The 21,132-nt window shown below is 32.7% G+C and carries 24 protein-coding genes; all 24 read right to left on the bottom strand.

From position 1 onward, the window contains the following. Positions 1-62 precede the first annotated feature (62 nt). Positions 63-422 (bottom strand): flagellar protein FliT, encoded by a 360-nt coding sequence (locus tag MKY04_RS04600; RefSeq protein ID WP_346235424.1) that lies wholly within the window; start codon positions 420-422, stop codon positions 63-65. A gap of 27 nt (positions 423-449) precedes the next feature. Continuing rightward, the gene (gene fliD, locus MKY04_RS04595) at positions 450-2,021 is read right to left on the bottom strand and encodes a flagellar filament capping protein FliD (protein ID WP_346235423.1); all 1,572 of its coding nucleotides are present in this window, start codon (positions 2,019-2,021) and stop codon (positions 450-452) included. A 12-nt stretch (positions 2,022-2,033) separates the two neighbouring features. Further along, positions 2,034-2,408 carry a flagellar protein FlaG gene (locus MKY04_RS04590; RefSeq protein ID WP_346235422.1) on the bottom strand — a complete coding sequence of 125 codons (375 nt, stop codon included), beginning with the start codon at positions 2,406-2,408 and terminating at the stop codon, positions 2,034-2,036. 335 nt (positions 2,409-2,743) lie between these two features. Continuing rightward, positions 2,744-2,893, bottom strand: a complete 150-nt coding sequence (locus MKY04_RS04585; protein ID WP_346235421.1) for a glycosyltransferase — start codon at positions 2,891-2,893, stop codon at positions 2,744-2,746. Positions 2,894-3,048: 155 nt separating this feature from the next. Then, positions 3,049-3,714: a TylF/MycF/NovP-related O-methyltransferase gene (locus MKY04_RS04580; RefSeq protein ID WP_346235420.1), complete on the bottom strand. Its 666-nt coding sequence runs from the start codon at positions 3,712-3,714 to the stop codon at positions 3,049-3,051. 15 nt (positions 3,715-3,729) lie between these two features. Next, positions 3,730-4,443, bottom strand: a complete 714-nt coding sequence (locus tag MKY04_RS04575) for an acylneuraminate cytidylyltransferase family protein (protein ID WP_346235419.1) — start codon at positions 4,441-4,443, stop codon at positions 3,730-3,732. An 18-nt stretch (positions 4,444-4,461) separates the two neighbouring features. Continuing rightward, positions 4,462-5,592 carry a UDP-N-acetylglucosamine 2-epimerase gene (neuC, locus tag MKY04_RS04570; RefSeq protein ID WP_346235418.1) on the bottom strand — a complete coding sequence of 377 codons (1,131 nt, stop codon included), beginning with the start codon at positions 5,590-5,592 and terminating at the stop codon, positions 4,462-4,464. Between the two features lie 11 nt (positions 5,593-5,603). Then, positions 5,604-6,647, bottom strand: a complete 1,044-nt coding sequence (gene neuB, locus MKY04_RS04565) for an N-acetylneuraminate synthase (RefSeq protein WP_346235417.1) — start codon at positions 6,645-6,647, stop codon at positions 5,604-5,606. A 14-nt stretch (positions 6,648-6,661) separates the two neighbouring features. Continuing rightward, positions 6,662-8,371 carry a motility associated factor glycosyltransferase family protein gene (locus MKY04_RS04560; protein ID WP_346235416.1) on the bottom strand — a complete coding sequence of 570 codons (1,710 nt, stop codon included), beginning with the start codon at positions 8,369-8,371 and terminating at the stop codon, positions 6,662-6,664. A 38-nt stretch (positions 8,372-8,409) separates the two neighbouring features. Further along, entirely contained in the window at positions 8,410-8,751 is a 342-nt protein-coding gene (locus MKY04_RS04555; RefSeq protein ID WP_346235415.1) for a hypothetical protein, read from the bottom strand. Positions 8,752-8,880: 129 nt separating this feature from the next. Further along, on the bottom strand, positions 8,881-9,702 hold the full coding sequence (hag, locus tag MKY04_RS04550) for a flagellin Hag (protein WP_346235414.1): 822 nt from the start codon (positions 9,700-9,702) through the stop codon (positions 8,881-8,883). A gap of 251 nt (positions 9,703-9,953) precedes the next feature. Then, positions 9,954-10,172: a carbon storage regulator CsrA gene (csrA, locus tag MKY04_RS04545; protein ID WP_346235413.1), complete on the bottom strand. Its 219-nt coding sequence runs from the start codon at positions 10,170-10,172 to the stop codon at positions 9,954-9,956. After that, positions 10,172-10,615: a flagellar assembly protein FliW gene (gene fliW / locus MKY04_RS04540; RefSeq protein ID WP_346235412.1), complete on the bottom strand. Its 444-nt coding sequence runs from the start codon at positions 10,613-10,615 to the stop codon at positions 10,172-10,174. The genes csrA and fliW overlap by 1 nt, the downstream gene beginning before the upstream one ends. Before the next feature lie 17 nt (positions 10,616-10,632). Then, positions 10,633-11,196, bottom strand: a complete 564-nt coding sequence (locus tag MKY04_RS04535; RefSeq protein ID WP_346235411.1) for a DUF6470 family protein — start codon at positions 11,194-11,196, stop codon at positions 10,633-10,635. 192 nt (positions 11,197-11,388) lie between these two features. Continuing rightward, complete coding sequence (gene flgL / locus MKY04_RS04530) at positions 11,389-12,294, bottom strand: flagellar hook-associated protein FlgL (protein WP_346235410.1); 906 nt, start codon at positions 12,292-12,294, stop codon at positions 11,389-11,391. 34 nt (positions 12,295-12,328) lie between these two features. Continuing rightward, positions 12,329-13,963 carry a flagellar hook-associated protein FlgK gene (gene flgK / locus MKY04_RS04525; RefSeq protein WP_346235409.1) on the bottom strand — a complete coding sequence of 545 codons (1,635 nt, stop codon included), beginning with the start codon at positions 13,961-13,963 and terminating at the stop codon, positions 12,329-12,331. A gap of 80 nt (positions 13,964-14,043) precedes the next feature. Next, positions 14,044-14,541, bottom strand: coding sequence for a flagellar protein FlgN (locus MKY04_RS04520; RefSeq protein WP_346235408.1), 498 nt, complete (start codon positions 14,539-14,541; stop codon positions 14,044-14,046). A 24-nt stretch (positions 14,542-14,565) separates the two neighbouring features. After that, positions 14,566-14,826 (bottom strand): flagellar biosynthesis anti-sigma factor FlgM, encoded by a 261-nt coding sequence (gene flgM, locus MKY04_RS04515; protein WP_346235407.1) that lies wholly within the window; start codon positions 14,824-14,826, stop codon positions 14,566-14,568. Between the two features lie 168 nt (positions 14,827-14,994). Then, positions 14,995-15,405 carry a TIGR03826 family flagellar region protein gene (locus tag MKY04_RS04510; RefSeq protein ID WP_346235406.1) on the bottom strand — a complete coding sequence of 137 codons (411 nt, stop codon included), beginning with the start codon at positions 15,403-15,405 and terminating at the stop codon, positions 14,995-14,997. Between the two features lie 158 nt (positions 15,406-15,563). Beyond that, complete coding sequence (locus MKY04_RS04505; protein ID WP_346235405.1) at positions 15,564-16,178, bottom strand: ComF family protein; 615 nt, start codon at positions 16,176-16,178, stop codon at positions 15,564-15,566. Then, a complete protein-coding gene (locus tag MKY04_RS04500) occupies positions 16,175-17,614 on the bottom strand; it encodes a DEAD/DEAH box helicase (protein WP_346235404.1) in 1,440 nt (479 codons plus the stop codon). Before MKY04_RS04500 ends, MKY04_RS04505 begins: the two co-directional genes overlap by 4 nt. 113 nt (positions 17,615-17,727) lie before the next feature. Further along, positions 17,728-18,573 (bottom strand): DegV family protein, encoded by an 846-nt coding sequence (locus tag MKY04_RS04495; protein ID WP_346235403.1) that lies wholly within the window; start codon positions 18,571-18,573, stop codon positions 17,728-17,730. A 181-nt stretch (positions 18,574-18,754) separates the two neighbouring features. Further along, positions 18,755-19,282 carry a nuclear transport factor 2 family protein gene (locus MKY04_RS04490; RefSeq protein WP_346235402.1) on the bottom strand — a complete coding sequence of 176 codons (528 nt, stop codon included), beginning with the start codon at positions 19,280-19,282 and terminating at the stop codon, positions 18,755-18,757. A gap of 1,146 nt (positions 19,283-20,428) precedes the next feature. After that, positions 20,429-21,103 (bottom strand): response regulator transcription factor, encoded by a 675-nt coding sequence (locus MKY04_RS04485; RefSeq protein WP_126293537.1) that lies wholly within the window; start codon positions 21,101-21,103, stop codon positions 20,429-20,431. Positions 21,104-21,132 lie beyond the last annotated feature (29 nt).

The raw sequence follows: 21,132 nt of genomic DNA, 5'->3' as shown, positions 1-21,132 counted from the left end.
TATTGTAATACATTGAATCGATTAATGCGACCAAATGATTATAAAAGTATTTAGAACAATATTTATTTTTTCTTATCGTAATAGCGTCCGTCCATCACTCGAACACTGGAGTACGGATTAATGTACTGCATTTCATGTTTTTTCGAATTGTTAAGATTTTTTATATCTGATTTAACTTCATTAAGAACTAAATTTAAACGCTCCTGAATTCCTTTATCAAGTTCGAATAATGTGACATGTGTCTTTATTGATTCATCATAACGAAATCCTTCTATTTTTAGTTGTTCTACTAGTTGTCCTCGTTCGTCTAGTAAATTATTTATTTCATCAATAAAAGTTGTACGTTCATTTCCATTAGGAATAGTCGTTAAATGCTTAAAAAGTTTTGCAGATACTTGAAGCAATTGAGTAGTTAAGTCCATTGAATACACTCCAATTAAATTAAACGATTATCCTTGAGCGAATAAACTTGCTTGGCTGTTTGCCTTTTGAATAGCCGCTTCCATTGCTGAGAATTGTTTAAAATAGCGTTCTTCAATATCCTTTAAACGATCTTTCCAATTTTCAATTCGATCATCAACAGAAATTATCGTTTCTCCTAAAGCGAAGCTATTTTCTTCAGCGCCTTCTTTACCTGCTTTTTCTTCGATTAAGTTAATTGTAGTTTTTGCGGTAGCACGCAGTTGAGTAATGAGGCCACCTTTATCTACTACATTACCATCTGCATCTTTTTCTTCAGCTCTCGTAAATAAATCCGCTACGGCTTCTGGATTTGCTTCAATTGCCTCACGTAATTTATCTTCATCTATTTTTAATTTACCGCCGTCTGAATATACATCCGTTGTTGTAATACCAATATTATAAAAGGCATTATATTTGCCATCCAGATCTGTTGTTACACTATAGATGGCACTACGCATGCTAGAAACCGTATTGCTGATGATAGAATCATTGCGCAGAATCCCTTGCTTTGCCTTTTCTTCCCACTTTTCAATTTCTTCCTTTGACATTTCAGCTTTTTGTGCTTCTGTAAGTGGCTGATAGTCATAATTCTTTTTTTCCTTTATAGGAGAATTTAAAGAGTCTATAAGACCATTATACAATTCAACAAAGGATTTAACATTTTCAACAATAGTATCTGTATCTGTTGTAGATGAAATTGTAACAGAACTTCCTGAGAAAGCTTGATTTAGTGTAATACTGTAGCCAAGTTCGGAAATCGTATTAGTATGTGAAGTTTTTGTAACGCCATTAATTGTGTAAGTTGCATCAGTACCATTTAAAATGGCAGTTCCTGCAGAATTAGACGATGCAAATCCTAATGATTTCATTAGACTATTATCATCGGAAACGATACTTACCAGCCCATTATCATATTCTCCAGTAGCTGCTGTAGATAGTGAGAAGCTTCCGTCTTCACCAACAACAGCAGTTAAACCTTTATTTTCTTTATTTATTTTTGAAGCAAGGGACTCTAAAGTATCCTCTGACGTATAATCGACAGATAATTCTTTTGTTGATCCATCTTTTTGTACTACATTTAATTTTAATGTCCCGTCAGATAAACCTAATTCACTTAACTTTGTCTGATTGGTAGCATATACCGCATCACTTGTACCAGTAGCCGGACTTATAACTACCCTTTTAACGTCTTGTCCATTTTCCGCTAATGTAGCATCGGAAATTGTTAACGTTCCGCTAGCTGAAGAACTTGCTTTTACTGATAATTTACTTGTATCTGATACACTTGCAGTTTTTGCTAAAAATGTATTAGTCTTAAGTTGATAGTTATCAAATATCTCTGTTTGGAAGGCTTCTAATTTTGAATTAATGCCACGATACGCATCACGCTGCCACTCATACTTTTGTTTTTGTTGCTGAAGCTTTTCCATTTTTGCGCTTTCAGCTTTCATTAGCTTTTCTACGATAGAATCGATATCCATCCCTGAAGCTAACCCTGTAAAACGGTTACCCGTAGTTTGTAAATAAGAATATGTTGCTGATACATTATTACTTGCCATAGTGTTTCCCTCCTAAATTTTTTCGTCTACAATCATTCCAACAAGTTTCTGCATTTCATAAAATGCATCTAGTAGCTTTTTTGGTGGAATTTCTTTTATAACTTTATCTGTGTCCTTGTCTACCACAGTAACGTAATAACGTTCTAAGCCTTCATGATAAACAAATTTTGAAGAATTATGATTAATTTCTAATAATTCATTCATCGATTTTACTGCCTGTTGTAATTTTTCTTCTGATATTTCGTTATTTTCATTTGGAAGAATTTGTTGGATAATCATTGATGTAGAATCATAGCTTCCTTGCTTAGCTTCATGTTCAGTTGGTGCACTTTGAACAGCCTTTGAAACCTTAGAAGAATCAATAGTAGGTTGTGCTAAAATGCGCATGTTCCTATCCCTCCTGGATTATGTTCACAACATGTATACCAAATTCTATAAATTATATCGGCTTGTTTACTTAGTATTTATACTAATTATTAGAAATAAGTAATTTTTACTAAAATATGCCACTCCATTAACATTAGGAGTACTTTTGTTATCCCTTTTTTCTGCGCAATCTTGAAAGAAAAATTAACTTTTTCGATTATATTATTATGTATTTTTAATTTCTACAATAAAAAAAGTGTAGAAGAGCCAATTCTGACTTTCTCTACACTCTAAACATATCATCAATTTTAAAATTTATAACCGTAAATACTGACCAACTGTTAATTGAAGAAAACTTATTTATTATACACGTCATTATAAATATCTACTATTTGTTGAGCCCGCTGATTAAAGGTGTGATTTCCTACAATCGCTTGCCGTGCAGCATCAGAAATTGCTTCACGACGTTGTTCATCATGAAGAAGATTCCTTACGTTTTGTACCATCAATCCTGATTTTCGTTCATACATAGCTTTATCGGAAGACTCTTATTTCAAAACTATAAAAAATTCATTCATATATATATTGACTTCTCAAAAAACATTAAAAAATTCCTATTTTTCGTTTTCTCAACTTATTATCTAATAAAATCTTTTAAACTTTATTTTTTAATAATAAAAGATGGTTTTGAATGAGAAAAACTATATTTATTAATTTGATAATCCCTTTTTTCAAAAAATTCATCTACAGCTAAAGTTTCTCCCTGAACGGTACCATAATCATCTAAAATAATAACTCCACCTTTAACAATCCGATCGAATAATAAATCCAATGCGAATTTAGCGGGTTCATATACGTCTGTATCAATATGTAAAAGAGCTATTTTAGTATGTGGGTTTTTTAATAAATATTCTTCTAAAGTTTCTAATATATTCCCACTTATCAACTCAACATTTTTAATATTCTTATACTCTAAACTAGAGTAAATTTCTTCTTTTGTTAAAAATTCGTCCTTAAAGTCCCTATTCCACCTAGATACAAATTCTTTATCCGATTCAACTCTATCAATTTCAGGAAAAACCCCAAAAGCATCGAAGCCAATAATTTTTCTGGAGTTTTCATTCTCTAATAGTTCTCTAAATGATGCAAATTGGATTAAAGAATTCCCTTTGAATACTCCTAATTCAATAATATCACCAGGTAAATTTATTATTTTTTTATATAATTCATAATGAGCAATAAAATTCCCCATTCTATAAACATCAGAAGTCAACATAAATCCATTCTCATAGTCAAATTTTTTACGTTCGTCATATTTATTTATCATTCTATCCCTCTTCAATTAATCAATTTCATTTAAAATTAATGAGTTTAATTTTTTTTTAAACTCTTCTATATCTTCAATAGTATCAATATCTATATCATATTTTTCTTCCATAATATATGGCCAAACATTGTCATTTAAACTTGTATTTAGCCCAAATGATTGATCAATCTTGTTAATATAAATAGCTCCATTTACTACATAATATGTATTAAAATCTTGTCTTCTCACAGTACTATTTGCTTTTAAAATCGACTCAAGTTCCCCAGTTTCATTAATACTGCGTATTAATAATGGATTATTTTTTAATTTTGTTACACTTACTAAACTATCTTTATTATTTTCAATAATACTTTCTAATGCTTGATCTATATGAAATGTTCTCCGAAGTGGTGATGTAGGTTGTAAAAGAACTACATAGTCAAACTTTTCGTTTAATTTTAAAAGTTCATTTATTTCATATATTATTACATCAATTGTTTTAGTTTCATCCTTTGCTAATTCAATTGGTCTTAATTTTTCAATGATTATTCCAAAATCATTTGCAACCTTAGCAATTTTAGGATCATCGGTAGAAACAATAATCTTATCAACATACTTAGATTTTTTTACAGACTCTATTGTATAGCCAATTAAAGGTTTTCCATTTACCTCAATTATATTTTTCCCTAGGATTCCTTTGCTACCACCTCTAGCTGGTATGATACATAAAACCTTTTTATTATTAATCATTTATATTTCTCCATTATTTTAAAGTAAATCAGAAAATTTCTTTTGAATATCTATATTCCAAATAATTCCCTGCTTTAAAATGTTGATGAATTTATTAGCACTTTGCCCTTCCCCGTATACTGAACTCTTGAATGAAGAATTAAGAGGTATGTCGCAAATTGCCTTTAATATTTCTGCTGCATTTTCATTAACATGCTGAATTAGCTTGTTACTTAATTTATTATATCGACCATTTTGACGATTTCCAACATCGATTGAGGGTGTTCCATATATAATAGATTCACGTATGCCTGCACTTGAATTACCTATCATAAATTCAGCATGCTTCATAAGTGTTAAAAAATATTCAAATCTAATCGATGGGAAAATCAAGAAATTTCCGTTACTTTCCAAGCGTTTATATGCTTCTATTATAATATCGCTTCCAAGGTCATTATTAGGGAAAATAACCACATATTTTTTTTTAGATTGAATTACACCATCTAGGAGTTCATTTATATTATTTCTTAACTTACCAATTTCCGTTGTGACAGGGTGGTACATTAAAATAGCATATTTATCAAAATATATTTCATACCTTTTTTTAACGTTAGTAATCGAGGGCAATTTATTTGAATACATAATATCAATGTCTGGTGAGCCTACAACAAATACATGTGCTTCATTCTCCCCTAACTGAATAATTCTTTTTCTGGATTCTTCATTACTAACCAAGTGGATATGTGCAAATTTTGTAATTGCATGCCGTATAGATTCATCAATTGTTCCTGATACTTCCCCACCCTCTATATGTGCTACTAGAATATTATTAAACGCACCGACAATTGCCCCTGCTAAAGCCTCTAATCTGTCTCCATGGACTACAATTAAGTGTGGATTAATCTCAGCTATATAATTACTTAACCCCGCAATTGTATTACTAAGTGCAATATCCATAGAAGTATTTTGAGTTTGATTTATAAAATGATACACGTTTTTAAAACCATCTTTTTCAATTTCGCGCCAAGTTGAACCATAACGTGAAAGCATATGCATTCCAGTAACAAATATATATAGTTCGAAATTATCATCTTCATGAACTTTACTCATTAAGGATTTAATTTTCCCGTAATCGGCTCGAGTACCCGTTAAAAATAATATTTTTTTCATATGTTTCTTCCTTAGTTTTGTACATCTTCAAATGACAAATGTTGCTCTTTTTTTATATTACGAACAGCTTTTTTTCCTAAAAGACTTTCAAAATGTTCAGCTCTAATATCTCCTGTTCCTGGACGTTTTACCCATATGTTATTTTTAGTCAGAATCTCACCTCGAATTATATCCTTTATTGCAACAACTGTTGCAAAGGCAAAGTCTATGGTTACTTGTTCTTCTTTAGCTGCTTCTTTTTTACCTCCACGCATTTGAAAAATTTCATTAGACCCTAATAATAATTGCTGAAGTTCTTCTGGATCCATTGAACAAACAATATCTGGGCCGGTTCTTTCTTTAGAATCAGTAAAATGCCGTTCTAGAATTGATGCTCCAAGTGCTGTTGCTGCTAAACATGCATTATTATTTATAGTATGATCAGACAAACCAATAACAGCATTTGGAAATTCCCTTTGTAACTCTTGCATTCCACCAAGTCTAACTAATCTGGGTGGAGTAGGATAAACATTAGTACAATGTAGGAGTGCATATTGAATGTTATGTTTTTCTAAAATATCGACAGTTTTCCTTATAGCTTCAATCCCATTCATTCCTGTAGAAACAATCATCGGTTTTCCAAAAGATGCGATATGTTCAATTAATGGGTAATTATTACACTCCCCTGATCCAATTTTATAAGCAACTACTCCCATTTTTTCAAGTCTATCAGCAGCTGCTCTTGAAAATGGTGTACTTAAAAAAATCATACCCTTGGATTCTACATAATCTTTCAATTCTTTTTCTTCATCTTCATCTAAAGCACAACGTTCCATCACTTCATAAATCGATACATCAGTATTTCCGGGAATTACTTTTTTTGCTTCTTTACTCATCTCATCCTCTATAACATGAGTTTGATGTTTTATTACTTCTGCTCCGGCTTTAAAAGCCGCATCAACCATTTGTTTTGCAATATTTAAAGATCCCTCATGATTTATCCCTATTTCCGCAATAACAAGTGGGGGATGATCTAAACCTATTTTTCTATTACCAATAATTATTTCCCTTTTCATTTTTACCTCCATATCTAGTTTTGAATATTAAATTTGATTCTGCTTATCATCTCATTAATTTCATCGCTAACTTTCTCGGTTAATTCTAAAATAGATTTATATAAAAATTCACTCTGAGTATTTACTCTTCTAAACTTTTCTGTATTTGTTTCATTTTTCCCCTGCTTAAACCTTGTTAAAACTTCTAAATTAATTAATGACATTGCAGGTGAAATACAAGTATTTACAGAAATCTTATTAATTTTCATATCATTGATATTTAATATTTCTAAATCACTACTAGAATAGCAGTTTTTACCCTCACTGTTTTCTAAGATTCTCAAATTCTTTTTTAATAACGACTTTAATTTATTTAGATCTTTTAATTCTTCTTTAAAAAATTTTAATAAACTACTATATTCTTGTGATTGTTTTAAAATATTTTTTTTAAGTAAATATAAATCGAACCGATGATCAGAATTTTTCATATAATTTTCAATAAATGAATTAAAACTAATTTTATTCATTTTTTCAATATTAATTCCACCTTCAGTACAGTTAAATATTGTTTTAGTTTGAGGAAGAATCTCCATTAAGTGTTCAAAACTCTTTTTCATACTAAAAAACGCATAATCTGTTAATACCTTTTCATTTCCATAATATCCTTCTGTATAAAATGCCTTTCTCTCTGCGATAAAATTTTCATCAATTTGTACCTGACCTATGTTATTATCAGCATGACTTTTATTATCTGTATAAGCTAAATCTTGTCCTAAAAGTGCGATTGGACCTGACGAAATAAACCTAGCAAATGTTAAAGCATAATTTGCTACTGATCCTCCTCCACTCAAACATGCTAAATCAATCTTAAAAGTGTCTTCTAATTTAGCTTTTTGGTTATGCATATCTTCCCCTAAAAAATATAATGAGGGTTGATTTATAACTTCCCTAATACCAGAAAAACTTTGAAAACTATAGATAAAGATAGTATTTTTCAAGTTCAAATCTTTATAATGATTGAGATTTTCTTTTTTACCATCTATTGAAATAAGAAAATCAGGTTCAATATCAGCTGCTAAAAGTGAGTTAATAGTTGATCCTGCTGCTATTAATATACATTTTTCTCTATTTTTTTTTAATAATTGTAGCTGCTTTTTTAATGATGGTCCTCCTGAGGCAATAACCACGGGCAAGTTAAATTTATTATTTAAAATTTTAATAGATTTGTCCTTTGGTAAATAGTAAAGATTATTTATATAATTGAGGTTCCACATCAATGCATCTTTTCTAATTGTGTTATTGGAAATACTTTTTATAGATATAAAATCCTTTAACCTTTTTAAAACATCCTTTACTTCTTCTGGACATAATTTTTCATAATTGGGAGATATTAAACATTTTATATCGTTTGTAGTCCCAAAATAATTTAGTAAAAAACTTTCTGTAATTTGATTTATTGAAATACCTTTAAATTGTTCACCTTTTAAATTTGTGACATCAAAAAGAGGATCTACTATTAAAATCCTTGCATTTGAATTCTTAATATTAAGTAAAAGTTCATCAAAAATATAACCTTTACCATAACCAAACAATAAATAGTGGACATCTGGTATAAAGTTTTTTTCAACAATTAATTTAGCTTCTCTAATAGGGTCGTATTTGCTATGTATAAATAATTCATTAATAGTAAAGATTTCATATCCGTTTTTACTTAACAAACATTCCTTCTTATATGACTTACTCAAATTCTATAAACCTCCGGAATTTAATAAATATAAAACCATTAACTAATCGTTAATCCTTTAAATTCTTCAAATACAACTAATATTTCATACTCTAGAATATCTGCTACTAATAGATAATCTTCAATTTCTAAAGCCTTATTAATTTCATTTAAAATATCAACCAAATCTTCAATTTTAATTACATTTTCAATACTATGTATAACAAGTAAATTTCCAATTTTTTGGAGCCAATCTAGTCCTTCAACCAAATTTTTTATTATTTCTAATCCTTCAGAAATCTTATTATCTCTTAAGTTATTTATTATTAAATTACAACCACTAATTACTTTTGGTATATACGCATTATACATTTCAATAGATTCTTCAACAATTTTATCCATAAATAACTCCTTAAATTTTACTCTTTATTAATATATCGTTCTAAATTTATAAAATTCCATAACAATATTTAATTTGTATCAAAAAAACCTCACTCATTTAAAAGAGCGAGGTTTTTTATTTTTTAAAGATTATTGTAATAATTGAAGTACACCTTGTGGTTGTTGGTTAGCTTGAGCTAACATCGATTGAGCTGCTTGCATTAGGATATTGTTTTTAGTGAAGCCCATCATTTCTGCAGCCATATCTGTATCACGGATACGTGATTCAGCAGCTGTTAAGTTTTCAGATGCAGCACCTAAGTTGTTAATAGTGTGCTCTAAGCGGTTTTGAACAGCTCCTAATGCTGAACGTTGTGTCGATACATTTTTAATAGCTGTATCAATTGTTGCAATTGCAGCACTTGCACCAGCAGCTGTTGAAATTGTTAAGCCAGCAGAAATTCCTAATGCAGTAGCACGCATATCACCAATTGTCATCGTCATAGTTTGACCTTCATTAGCACCGATTTGGAAAGTTAATCCAGTAGATGAAAACGCACCTGATAATAATGTTTTTTCGTTGAACTCAGTAGTTTCAGCAATACGGTCAATTTCATCACGTAATTGTTTAATTTCATCTTGCAAGAAATTACGGTCTAGGTTTTCGTTAGTATCGTTACGAGATTGTACTGCTAATTCACGCATACGTTGTAGGATAGAGTGTGTTTCGTTTAATGCACCTTCAGCAGTTTGGATTAAAGAGATTGAGTCTTGAGAGTTTTTAGTTGCCATGTCAAGACCTTTAATTTGTGCGCGCATTTTTTCAGAAATTGCAAGACCTGCAGCATCGTCGCCAGCGCGGTTAATTTTGTAACCTGAAGATAATTTCTCAAGGTTTTTAGCTGCTTGAGAGTTGTTGAAAGTAAGGTTACGGTGTGTGTTTAAAGCTGAAATGTTGTGTTGAATTCTCATTTGGAATTCCTCCTTGAATTTGTTTTTTATAATCCACATCCATGTGGAACTTTGAAAGCTCGGTCATATTATCTACTCCCTATGCTTTACATTAGTTATATCGTCTTTATTAAAAATAGTTTTATAGTTTTATATAAAAAATTTTCTATTTTATATAATTTTTAACTCTATTCATTTATAAGTAGAAAATTCTATTCATCACTGGGGGTGGCCCTATTAATTCACCTAGCTAATTGCAAACCTGAATCAGTTTATTTTTTCTTCAATTGTTCCAATAGATTAACATTTGTATTTAGAGCTTCTTTGTTCTGTTCCTGAATCGCATCAAAAATTTCAGTACGGTGCACTATTACAGATTTTGGCGCAACAATTCCTAATTTAACTTGATCCCCTTCAACTGCAAGTATTTTTACCTCAATATAGTCGCCAATCATAATTGATTCATTCTTTTTTCTAGAAAGGACAAGCATTATTTTGCACTTCCTTCCACTGCTGTGATTTGATAACGCAGAGGATATATTTTATTATCAGGTAGAACTACTTGTTTACCATATCTTTTAGCAGTATTAATAACAATGGGTGCTAATAAATTTAATGTTGAAGTTTCAAATGGTTCCTTTAAAGTTACGATAGAATAGGTAATGAGTTCTTCTTCCTTCTCGACTCTTAAGTCCTTTTTATCTTCTTCACTAATTTCGAAAACATAATCTTCTTTAAATGCAAATGGATACGCTACAACAAAACCTATTTCTTGTTGCTCCGTCGATTGTAGTATTACAAACGGGCTCTCTTTTTCCAATGGCAGCAATACAAACTTTTTGATGTCTCCTAATCCTAGCAAACCTTGTTCAAAGGTAATAATTTGTTGCTCTTGAATTTCGATATCTCCTAAAAATTTTGTAGCAATTAGCATATGATTAACTCCTCGAATTATAAAATAACATCAATTTTCACATCAGGATATTGTAGTACGTTACCAGTGACTTTTCCTGGGGTGTATTCATGAATTGGTTTATTTACTTTTGCATCTATTTTTGGCTTTTGAGGTGTAAACTGAATATCCGTCTCACCTGGTATATACTCTATTTTGACAGAATCAACAGATGGAACAAATTTCACATTAAAAGGTACGCGTTTTGGGCCATGATTTTGTTTTGCTATATTTTTTATAATTGAATTTCCTTGATCTTTCCCCGCATTTTCCATCAACTGGCGTCCCTCTTTAGCTCGCCGCGCAGCACCTTCTAGTGCCACTTTCTTTCCTTCTCGTGCCCATTTTTCATTTGACTCAAGTGGACCAATTAAACCTAAATCCCGTCTAGATTGGCTAGAATCAATCTTTAATCTTCCTCTTGTTGTATTAATATCTAAAATAGCTGCAGGCTGCTCAATTGTTTGCGTAGCTTTAGGTTGTTTTATTTTTTGGATAGGCTTTTGTATTTGTAAGTCAATTGCAATATCTGTCGTTTGAATTTGTATTTGAGGTAGTCTCATATTTCCACCCTCCATTCTAAAGAAAAGCGCTTGAACAAAGTTGTCCAAACGCCTTTATGATAGTAAAATCTAATAATAAATACCTAAAGATATCTATCCGAATAACCAAAGTTTGCGAAGTCACTTTGTTTTCGTCCCAGATGTAATTTAATATTTAGTTTACTTTAATGTACATCCTTGTAAAGAATTTCACTATCGAATAAAGTCAACGAGTGTTTGTTGAATTATATTTGCTCCTACTGATAGTGCAGCTTGATGGATAGATTCTTGCGTTACCATTTCTGTAATTGATTCAGCATAATCTACATCCTCATTATTAGACATCTGTTTTTTTACATTTATTTCTTGAATGGATAAACGATTTGTCATCATTTCCACTCGGTTTTGTTTTGCCCCAACCTCAGCACGTTCTGCTAATACGTCTTCATAAACTGCTTGAATATTTCCTAATAGTGAGCTTAACTCAGTAGCATCATCACCATCTCCACCAGGTTCAGCTGAAAGCTGCCCTTCAATTGAGGTTAAAGTATCTTCAATATCTTTAAATAATTGAACTGCATCTGTATTTACATTTAATTGTATACCATCGAATACTTCAATTTTTACATCGGCATTAAAAGCTGTACCCGTTGTTGTGGCAGGAATCAAATTGCCATTCGCGTCATACAATGGACTTTGTGTCTTCGTTCCACTGAAAATATAATCATCCCCAACTTTTGTATTCGCAACATCTTTTATTTGTGCCTTGATTTGAGAAATTTCTGCTAGAATTTTTTCACGATCATCAGAATCATTCGTATCATTTGCTGCCTGCGTTACAAGTTCTTGTACACGTTTAAGTGCCTCACTCACTTGACCTAACGATTCATCCGTTGTATCAATCCAAGAGTTTACTTGATTCATATTCCGAGTAAACTGTTCTACTTTATTTAAATCCGTACGATAGCCCATGCCTTTAATAGCGGCAACTGGATCATCAGAGGGACGGTTAATTTTAGAACCTGATGTGAGTTGTTCTTGTAATTTTCCCATTTTCGAATAACTATTATTTAAGTTTCGAAGCATATTACTCGATAACATCGATTGTGTAACTCGCATTGTCGTTCTCCTTTATATTAAAGTGTTATAGTTGTTATAAACCTACTCGACCCATACCATTAATAATCTTATCTAATGTTTCATCAATTACTGTCAGCATGCGTGCATTTGCATTATAAGCTTGTTGGAAAGTAATCATATTTGTCATTTCTTCATCTAATGAAACTGAGCTCATTGATGCACGATTATTTTCAATCGTTAATCGAATCGTTTCCGTATTAAATTGTAGAGTAGAAGATTCCTCTCCATCTACACCAAGCTGACCAATTAAGCCTTCATAAAATGATTGGAATGTTGCCCCTTCTAAATCGGCCGTAATATTAACTGACAGCTGGGGAGTTCCATTACTATCTTTTACTTCAATTGTTGCACCAGGGGAAATCCCTTTAAACTGTAAATTTGCTAATTCTGTTGCCCATTTACCATTTCCTTCTTCATCTGCTACTGTTGAAGCAGCAAGTAAATTTGGATCTTCAACGATTGCATTGTTAATTTGAATCGTTCCAGCGCTTGTTCCAGTAAAGAAATTTACACCGTTAGTCGATGGATTCTCCGGTGTACCTAGAGTATACCCTGCACTATGAACTTCATTGAAAGCTGTAATAAACTGTTGTGCAAGCTTGTCTAAGTTAGCGAGCATTTCTGGATAATAGCCTTGGTTACCGCTATGTCCATATGAGTCAATTAAGGATAATAATTTTCCTTTTGATGTTTCAAAATCATCGTATGTGATTGTCCCACCGCCAGAACCTTCTGCTGGTGGATCCCCAAGTGCTGATACTTCAATTTTATCGAATAAAAAGTAGCTCGAAGATGTACCAGTTTCGTCTTCATTGCCGTCAATTTTAGTTCCATTTGTATCCAACGTTGACAGCTTAGCGTAATTTTTGCCATCAACTAACTTAATTTCAGTACCGTCTTTAGTTTTATATGTAATCGTTAAACTTCCTTCAGCAATTGCTAAAGCATTCCCGCCAGAAGGAACATTTTCAATTGTGACAGGCATATATTCATTTAATTGGTCTACTAATACATCCCGCGCATCATATAAGTCATTCGGCATGTAGCCATTCGGTTCCACAGCTTGTATCTGACGATTAATTTCTGCGATTTGTTTTAAAATAGAATTAACTTCAGTTGTAGAAACATCGATCTCATTTCCTATATTCCCTTGAATTTCCTTTAATTGTGTATCAAGGTAATTAAATGAATCAGCCAAATGTGCAGCTCGTTGTATTGCAACTTTTCTTGCTGCAGTATCTCCAGGTTTTGCACTTACGTCCTGTAAAGATTTCCAGAATAAATTGAATGCTTCATTCAACCCAAATTCAGATGGCTCCGACATAATGTCTTCCATTTGAGAAATAGCGTTCGAACGTGATTCCCAATATCCTAATTTATTTGTCTCTTGACGGTATTGTCGATCGATAAACTGATCTCGAATACGTTGAACTGAACTTGCTTCCACACCAGTTCCAATAAATCCAGCTGTTTGAGGTGCATTTAACCCCATACCCGGATAACCTAGTGTTGGCGTCATATTAACACGTTGACGCGAATAGCCAATTGTATTGGCATTTGAAATATTGTGGCCAGTTGTATAAAGTGCACTTTGTTGTGTAAAAAGCCCTCTTTTACTCGTTTCTAATCCCATGAATGTGGAGCGCATATAGTCTCCTCCTTAATAAAATTATGGTCGCTCATATATATAAAAATATGAAGATTATGTTATGGATGATTTGCTGACATTTACGCCTGTGAGTCAAAATATGTTTTCTTTGAATTTGTTTGGTTTCCACTCACGTTTTTCCCTGTATAGTTAATTTGTTCAGGTCGTGGTCGCAGCATATCCAACGTCATATTAACAATTTGTAATGATTGAAAGATAAGACGTTGATTTAAATCATTTTGTTTACGTAAATCATCTATTACTAAAGTTAATCGTTTACGAGCAGCATCGAGATGATTTCGCTCTTCTGGTTCAGCAACTTCGATCACATCAGAAACAGTTGGTGTGTCAGAGGGAGCTATTCCTTTAGCTCTTAGGTAATCCGTTACCACCTGCTGACGCTGTTTCTCAAGTGTTTCAATAGCAGCTACATGTGATTGCTCTGTTTTCAGCATATTATCAAGTTCTGCCATGTCACCTTTTTTTATTAGTTCTGTTTTCTTGTACGAATGCTCAAGTAAGCTTTTGTGCATTGTTTCGAGTTTTTCTAATATCGCTATAATAGCTTGGACTGACATGGTTTAACGAACTCCTTTAAAAAATTAATATCGATAATATTTCAACATATCCTCAGCTACTTTTCGTGCATCGATTTTATATTCGCCAGATTGAATTTCTTCTTTTAGTTTTTTAACTTTTTCTGCACGCTCTGCACTATAAGTAGACGACACGGACATTTCTTTTGCAGTAGTTGAAATTTCAATTTTGTCCGCAAATGTTGACTTACTATCTGTAGATTTCACATTTTTTGGTTGCTTATTATATGGGTTGATAGAATTCACATTATACGAAGTGATTTTCATAATTACCCCTCCCTCATCAATCGTTTTCTACTGTATATTTCGGTTCATTCATAAAAATGTTAACGTTTCTCAATAAAAAAACTCATTAGTTCCATAAAGCTTAAGAAATTGTCTATCTAGTATAACAATTTCTCACTTTTTCTTAGAACAAATGAGCTTAAAAAATATTTATTTTTTTTCAGATAAGTAGGTTCCTCTTTCACGATTCGCAACGTTTTCTCTAAATTCTTTTGCTGCTTCAAATGTACGAAGATCTGATTTCAACTCATCTTGGCATTTTTCGCAAAGCTTTCCTTTATTCGTAATACGTCCACAATTATCACAAGGGTATCCTAAATTAGGGAAAATTGCAGGGTGGAGGCGATTTTTTCGAACCCATTTATATAGCAGTTCTTGTTCTACACCCGTCGCTTCTACAATTCTCTCCATAGTCGCAGCTCGATTTTCCCGTTTTCGCAAAAAGCGATAGACGATTTGATACATTTCCTCTTCTTTTTGAGCACATTTATAGCATACGTCCCGCACCCCAGTAAAATTAAAAAATTCTCCACAGCTTGGACAATTTTGTATTTCTGCCATACTAATACCTCCACATCAATCGATCCATGATGAAATCATTATTCATTTTCTCTTATTTGTGATTATACAGTAATCAATAAAAATTGTATCATTTTCCAATGAAAAACATCTTTTATAGATACTAATTTAAAATTTATTTCACATTTTAAGTTTTGAAATTATCCTCGAACTAAAGTAAATGCCGTCACTCTTTTCGCACCAGCCTTAAATAATGCAGTTTTCGCATGAAGAATTGTTGTTCCTGTTGTATAAATATCGTCAACCAATAAAAACTCTTTACCTTTTATATCGACATTTTCGGACGTTCTAAATAGTTGTGATGAATTTATTCGCTGCTGGCGTGTTTTACCTACTTGCGTATCAGTTGTTATTTTCTCAAGATAATGTTGAAATGGAATATTCGCTTCTTTTAATAGTATGTCTATATGCGCAAAAGTACGTTCTTTTAGTTTTTCTGGATGTATTGGAATAGGAACAATGATTGCTTTTGTCTTCGCCAGGTGCTCATTTATTTGTTGACGAAATACTTTAGCTAATATAACGTCATGCATAAATTTATAGCGATGTATGAAATCTTTCATCATATCGTTGTATTTGTAAAGAGATATAATGCATTGTTCTTCTTGTTGTGATGGATTATAGAGTTCAAATTTTTGTTCACATTCCAAACAAATTGTTTTCGGAAAAGTATTTGTGAGAAAAAACTTCCAAGTAATGGGTTCATTTAAAGAAGAATTGCATAATAAGCAGTTCCGAGTTTCATATCGTTTCATTTTGCTTCCATCCTAAAACCTTCTTTATTAAAGCGAATGATTTCATTCCGTGCTTCATCCATTTCAACGGTAATTCCGTGATGAAAAAATACAACTTCACCGCTTGGAAATAGAACGTTTCTTCCAACACGTCCGCTTATTTGAATCAATGCACTCGAGTTAAAAATTTTCGAGTCTGCTCCTACAACTGCTACTTGTACGTTTTTTATCGTAATACCTCTTTCTAGAATAGTCGTTGTTAATAATCCAGGAATTTCTTCGTTGCGAAGTTTCAATACTTTTCCCTTCCGCTCCGGGTCCTCAGCATGGACACCTAGAATTTTTTTATCTAAATGTTGAAACAATGGAATCGCCTTCTCCATTAAATTAATTGTTGGAAAAAAAATTAAAAAGGGTTCTTTATTTTCGAGTCGTGTTGTCGTCCAATCTAGCAGTTTTTTAGGAATGCGGCCCTTCTGAATGATTTTATTGTATGACCAAAGAGGCTCGAAACGAGGTACAGGCAACGGATGGCCGTGGTATCTTCTTGAAATCAAGCTATACCCCCATTTTTCACGTTTCATTTGTGCTAATATTTTTGCTGAAGGGGTAGCTGTAACTAAAGCAATCGGTACCCCTACTTTCTTTGACTTTAGCACTGCTTTTTGCAGAGCTCGATCATACGTATAAGGAAACGCATCCGCCTCATCTACAATAACGAAATCAAAAGCATTTTCGAATCGAAAAAGCTGGTGTGTTGTAGCAATCACAAGCTGCGGGTAGCCGGATTGACTTGGTGCATTCCCGTATAATGCGTGGAGAATAGTTTTTGGAAATACTTTCTGAAACCGAGGAAACAATTCTAATACAACATCTGTACGTGGCGTGGCAATACATACACGCCACCCTTTTTTTAGTGTAAACAAAACTGCAGGAAATAATATTTCAGTTTTTCCAGCTCCACAAACCGCGTGTAATAAATGATTGCGACTTTCTTTTAAACTTTCTATTAATTGCCGTGCAGCAGTAGATTGTAAATCAGTAAATACACCATTCCACACTAGTTCATGAGTCTTCTTAAATTTTGGTTGTGGTCCATTCCATAGTAAAAGATCTGTACAGCTTGTGATTCTTCCCATATTGATGCAATGTCGACAATACACACATATTTTGTTACAGCGCGCACAGTCATATTGTATGAATTCATCTTGCTGCTCATTGTGGCAGCGATTGCATTTGTACCTTTTGCGATTAAAAATTCCAATTGAACGGTTGATTGATATACCAGGCTTCTTGTTGAAATAATTTTGTTCTATATACTTTTCAATTTTTTCTTGTGGGAAAGGGGTATTTATTCTTGTCCAAATTCTTCCGATAAAAAAATCACGTATTTGAGGCTCAATGATAATTCCTTTATATAAAATAAAATGCTTTTCTTTTAAAAGCTTATAAGGCATTGAATCCACTCCTTAATTATTAATTTATCTCTAAAACAAAAAGCAGCCCCTACTATTAAAATAGAGACTGCTTCTTAATATTGTATTATTAAATTTAAAAGCATATTTAACCTTTAGAACTTCTTCACCCATCCGAGTCCAAGAGAGCCTTCTCCCAAATGAGTCCCGATTACAGGTCCGAAATAACTTAAATTAAATTCAACATTTGGATAGGCTTCTGCTAGTTGATTCATCCACTGTTTGCCTTCTTCTTCACAATTAGCATGGATAACAGTTGCTTGAAGCTGATTACCATTCGCAGCATCTTGAGCAAGCAATTCTTCTACACGACGCAATGCTTTTTTCTTCGTACGAATTTTTTCAAATGGAACAATTACTTTTTCTTCAAAATGAAGAATTGGCTTTACTTGCAACAATCCTCCAACCAATGCTGCGGCTGCTGATAGTCTACCTCCACGCTGTAGATGAGATAGATCATCTACGACAAAGTATGCTCTCAATACTGTTTTCATTTCTTCAAGCGTACTTAAAATTTCTTCTGCTGAAGCTCCCTGCTGAGCCATTTCAGCAGCCTTTAATACATAATAACCTTGAGGAGAACAAGAAATCTCACTGTCAAATGCGTGAACCTTGACACCTTCAACCATCTGTCCCGCCTGTATCGCCCCTTGGTATGTACCACTTATTCCACTCGATAAGTGAATTGAAATAATTTCATCATAATCTTTTGCAAGTTCCTTAAACAATTCAACAAATTTCCCTATTGGTGGTTGAGTTGTTTTTGGAAACGATTTTTGCTTGCGAACTTTTTCATAAAATTCAGAAGCAGTAATTTCTACTTCTTCTTCATAACTACCATCTTCTAAATTTACACTAAGAGGAATCATTTGAATGTTGTAGCGCTTTCTATCCTCTAGCGTTAAATACGCTGTACTGTCAGTTACGACTGCAATACTCATGAATTTCCCACTCTCCTATGTACAATATATTACCCTATCTCTTCTACTATGTGAATAAAAACGAAAGCGCTTTGTGTACGTGTAATTAGTCAATTGTACACAAAACGCTGATATACTTATTAAAGTTCACTCTTTGCAACATTCAATCAAATATTTTGGAGTACATTACCAACAGAGATGATTATTGTTGAGATTCATTTCCTATATAATAAACACTTGTTACTTTCCAGTTGTTGTTTTCCTTCACAAATACCGTAACCTGTCTTCCGCTGCTATTTAACTCTGCATTCGTTTTAATTTCTGTCATTTTCACATCTAAGTTTGCATATACTTGTGCTTCTTCTTCATTATACTTCACAATTGTTACATCGGAAGCAGTTCGATTAATATCATATTGTGCGAAAACATTTTTTGCTACTTCTATATCTTCATTAACATCAAAGCCTTGAGGGTTTTTAGAAAGTGTATTTATATAGCGGTCGATATCTTTTGAATTAAATGATGCAATATACTCATCAAAAGCAGCTAAAATTTCTTTTTCAGCTTCCTTTGGAACATCATCCGCCTCTTCAATACTATCTCCAAGCATTTCATATCCAACTGTAGTTTCCTTATTGCTGGCAACAGAACTTTCAATATTTGATTCTTCTTTATTATTACAAGCAGTTAGCATAAGTAAAGCCACTGCCAACATCAACCATTTTTTCATAAACTTTAAACCTCCCGCGCATATTGTAGCATAGTTGTCTAATTATGGCTAATTCCGTAATATTAGCACGAAAATGTAATACTATTTTATTATTTGTTATCTTTTCGATTTATTGACGATTTCCACTATAATTAGTTTCGCTCTTACAGTACTATTTGATATTCCACTTTGTATAAACCAAAGTGCGATAAGTTAGTGGCAAACTATAAAAAAATTCAAAGTCCGTAAAAAAGCTGTGAACATGCATAAATTTCACCTGGAACTACGTAAAATTTTCAAAACGCTTAAAAAAGCAGTAAATCCGCGTAAATTCTGTTCGAAAGTGCGTAAATATTTCTTTGAAACGCGTAAATATCATACTAAACCGCGTAAAACTTTCAAATCGCTTAAAAAAGCAGTAAACCCGCGTAAATTCTGTTCGAAAGCGCGTAAATATTTCTTTGAAACGCGTAAATATCATGCTTAACCGCGTAAAACTTTCAAAACACGTAAAAAAGCAGCAAACTCGCGTAAATACTGTTCGAAAGCGCGTAAATATTTCTTTGAAACGCGTAAATATCATGCTTAACCGCGTAAAACTTTCAAAACACGTAAAAAAGCAGCAAACCCGCGTAAATTCTGTTCGAAAGCGCGTAAATATTTCTTTGAAACGCTTAAATTTCACCTAAAACTACGTAAAACTTTTAAAACGCGTAAAAAAGCAGCAAACTCGCGTAAATTCTGTTCGAAAGCGCATAAATATTTCTTTGAAACGCGTAAATATCATGCTTAACCGCGTAAAACTTTCAAAACACGTAAAAAAGCAGCAAAACCGCGTAAATTCTGTTCGAAAGCGCGTAAATATTTGCTTAAAACGCGTAAATATCACCTAAAACCGCTTAATTTTTTCGCCTACTTTAAAGCACGCTTTTCATCATATAGATTTTTCAAACCTGCTAGTTGCGCAACACTATATACTATGAACCATCTATAATTATTTAAATTTATAAAGAAAAACCGCATATCTAATCTAAATCATCCCCAAAACAAAAAAATTCCAACCAACGATATTTCAGTCGTTGATTGGAATTTTTAGGCTACGTTGCGATTTTCAATAAGAAATCGATTTTATAAATTTCTATCTATAGTAGACTACTATGTAGAAAATTAACGCACTTCAACCCAACCATTTTTGATTGCTGTTACAACAGCTTGTGTACGGTCGTTTACGTTCATTTTTTGGAGAATACTTGAAACATGGTTTTTTACTGTTTTCTCTGAAATATAAAGCGTTTCTCCGATTGTACGGTTGGATTGGCCATCTGTTAGTAATTGAAGCACTTCGCATTCACGTTTAGTTAATAAATGGAATGGTCGGCGTATTTCTGCTTGATGGAAGTTTCCTTTATTTTCATGCTCGCTTAAACGGCGGAACTCCGCTACTAAGTTTTTCGTAACTTTTGGATGCAGATACGAGCCACCATTCGCAACAACTTTAATTGCTTCTACAATTTCGTCAGCGTCCATTTCTTTTAGCATGTAGCCTAGTGCACCCGATTTTAAAGCGTGCGTTACATACGATTCATCATCATGGATAGAAAGCATAATTACCTTTGCATCCGGAAATTCTTCAATTAAGTCGCCAGTTGCTTCTACACCATTTTTTTCAGGCATATTAATATCCATTAGAACAACATCTGGCAAATGATCTCGGTATAAGTTAATTACATCTGAACCGTCGTCGCCTTCAGCAACGACTTCAAAAGTATCTTCGAAATCTAGTATACGCTTTACCCCTTCACGGAATAATTGGTGGTCATCAATAATAATAATTTTCGTCATAAGTCTTTACCCCCTACATAAATATGAAG

This window comes from Lysinibacillus telephonicus, from assembly GCF_039654155.1.
Taxonomy (GTDB): domain Bacteria; phylum Bacillota; class Bacilli; order Bacillales_A; family Planococcaceae; genus Ureibacillus; species Ureibacillus telephonicus.
Note: the sequence above shows the minus strand (reverse complement) of the source record. Positions and strands in the feature narration are given on the sequence as shown.

Excerpts from the sequence above, each read along its gene's own strand:
- MKY04_RS04600 (WP_346235424.1), bottom strand. The coding sequence starts at position 422 with ATGGACTTAACTACTCAATTGCTTCAAGTATCTGCAAAACTTTTTAAG.
- MKY04_RS04485 (WP_126293537.1), bottom strand. The coding sequence starts at position 21,103 with ATGACGAAAATTATTATTATTGATGACCACCAATTATTCCGTGAAGGG.
- MKY04_RS04580 (WP_346235420.1), bottom strand. The coding sequence starts at position 3,714 with ATGATAAATAAATATGACGAACGTAAAAAATTTGACTATGAGAATGGA.
- MKY04_RS04500 (WP_346235404.1), bottom strand. The coding sequence starts at position 17,614 with ATGCCTTATAAGCTTTTAAAAGAAAAGCATTTTATTTTATATAAAGGA.
- neuC (WP_346235418.1), bottom strand. The coding sequence starts at position 5,592 with ATGAAAAAAATATTATTTTTAACGGGTACTCGAGCCGATTACGGGAAA.
- MKY04_RS04495 (WP_346235403.1), bottom strand. The coding sequence starts at position 18,573 with ATGAGTATTGCAGTCGTAACTGACAGTACAGCGTATTTAACGCTAGAG.
- flgM (WP_346235407.1), bottom strand. The coding sequence starts at position 14,826 with ATGAAAATCACTTCGTATAATGTGAATTCTATCAACCCATATAATAAG.
- MKY04_RS04535 (WP_346235411.1), bottom strand. The coding sequence starts at position 11,196 with ATGAGACTACCTCAAATACAAATTCAAACGACAGATATTGCAATTGAC.
- MKY04_RS04575 (WP_346235419.1), bottom strand. The coding sequence starts at position 4,443 with ATGATTAATAATAAAAAGGTTTTATGTATCATACCAGCTAGAGGTGGT.
- fliD (WP_346235423.1), bottom strand. The coding sequence starts at position 2,021 with ATGGCAAGTAATAATGTATCAGCAACATATTCTTATTTACAAACTACG.
- fliW (WP_346235412.1), bottom strand. The coding sequence starts at position 10,615 with ATGCTAATTGCTACAAAATTTTTAGGAGATATCGAAATTCAAGAGCAA.
- MKY04_RS04505 (WP_346235405.1), bottom strand. The coding sequence starts at position 16,178 with ATGAAACGATATGAAACTCGGAACTGCTTATTATGCAATTCTTCTTTA.
- flgK (WP_346235409.1), bottom strand. The coding sequence starts at position 13,963 with ATGCGCTCCACATTCATGGGATTAGAAACGAGTAAAAGAGGGCTTTTT.
- hag (WP_346235414.1), bottom strand. The coding sequence starts at position 9,702 with ATGAGAATTCAACACAACATTTCAGCTTTAAACACACACCGTAACCTT.
- flgL (WP_346235410.1), bottom strand. The coding sequence starts at position 12,294 with ATGCGAGTTACACAATCGATGTTATCGAGTAATATGCTTCGAAACTTA.
- neuB (WP_346235417.1), bottom strand. The coding sequence starts at position 6,647 with ATGAAAAGGGAAATAATTATTGGTAATAGAAAAATAGGTTTAGATCAT.
- csrA (WP_346235413.1), bottom strand. The coding sequence starts at position 10,172 with ATGCTTGTCCTTTCTAGAAAAAAGAATGAATCAATTATGATTGGCGAC.
- MKY04_RS04520 (WP_346235408.1), bottom strand. The coding sequence starts at position 14,541 with ATGTCAGTCCAAGCTATTATAGCGATATTAGAAAAACTCGAAACAATG.
- MKY04_RS04555 (WP_346235415.1), bottom strand. The coding sequence starts at position 8,751 with ATGGATAAAATTGTTGAAGAATCTATTGAAATGTATAATGCGTATATA.
- MKY04_RS04490 (WP_346235402.1), bottom strand. The coding sequence starts at position 19,282 with ATGAAAAAATGGTTGATGTTGGCAGTGGCTTTACTTATGCTAACTGCT.
- MKY04_RS04585 (WP_346235421.1), bottom strand. The coding sequence starts at position 2,893 with ATGGTACAAAACGTAAGGAATCTTCTTCATGATGAACAACGTCGTGAA.
- MKY04_RS04590 (WP_346235422.1), bottom strand. The coding sequence starts at position 2,408 with ATGCGCATTTTAGCACAACCTACTATTGATTCTTCTAAGGTTTCAAAG.
- MKY04_RS04510 (WP_346235406.1), bottom strand. The coding sequence starts at position 15,405 with ATGGCAGAAATACAAAATTGTCCAAGCTGTGGAGAATTTTTTAATTTT.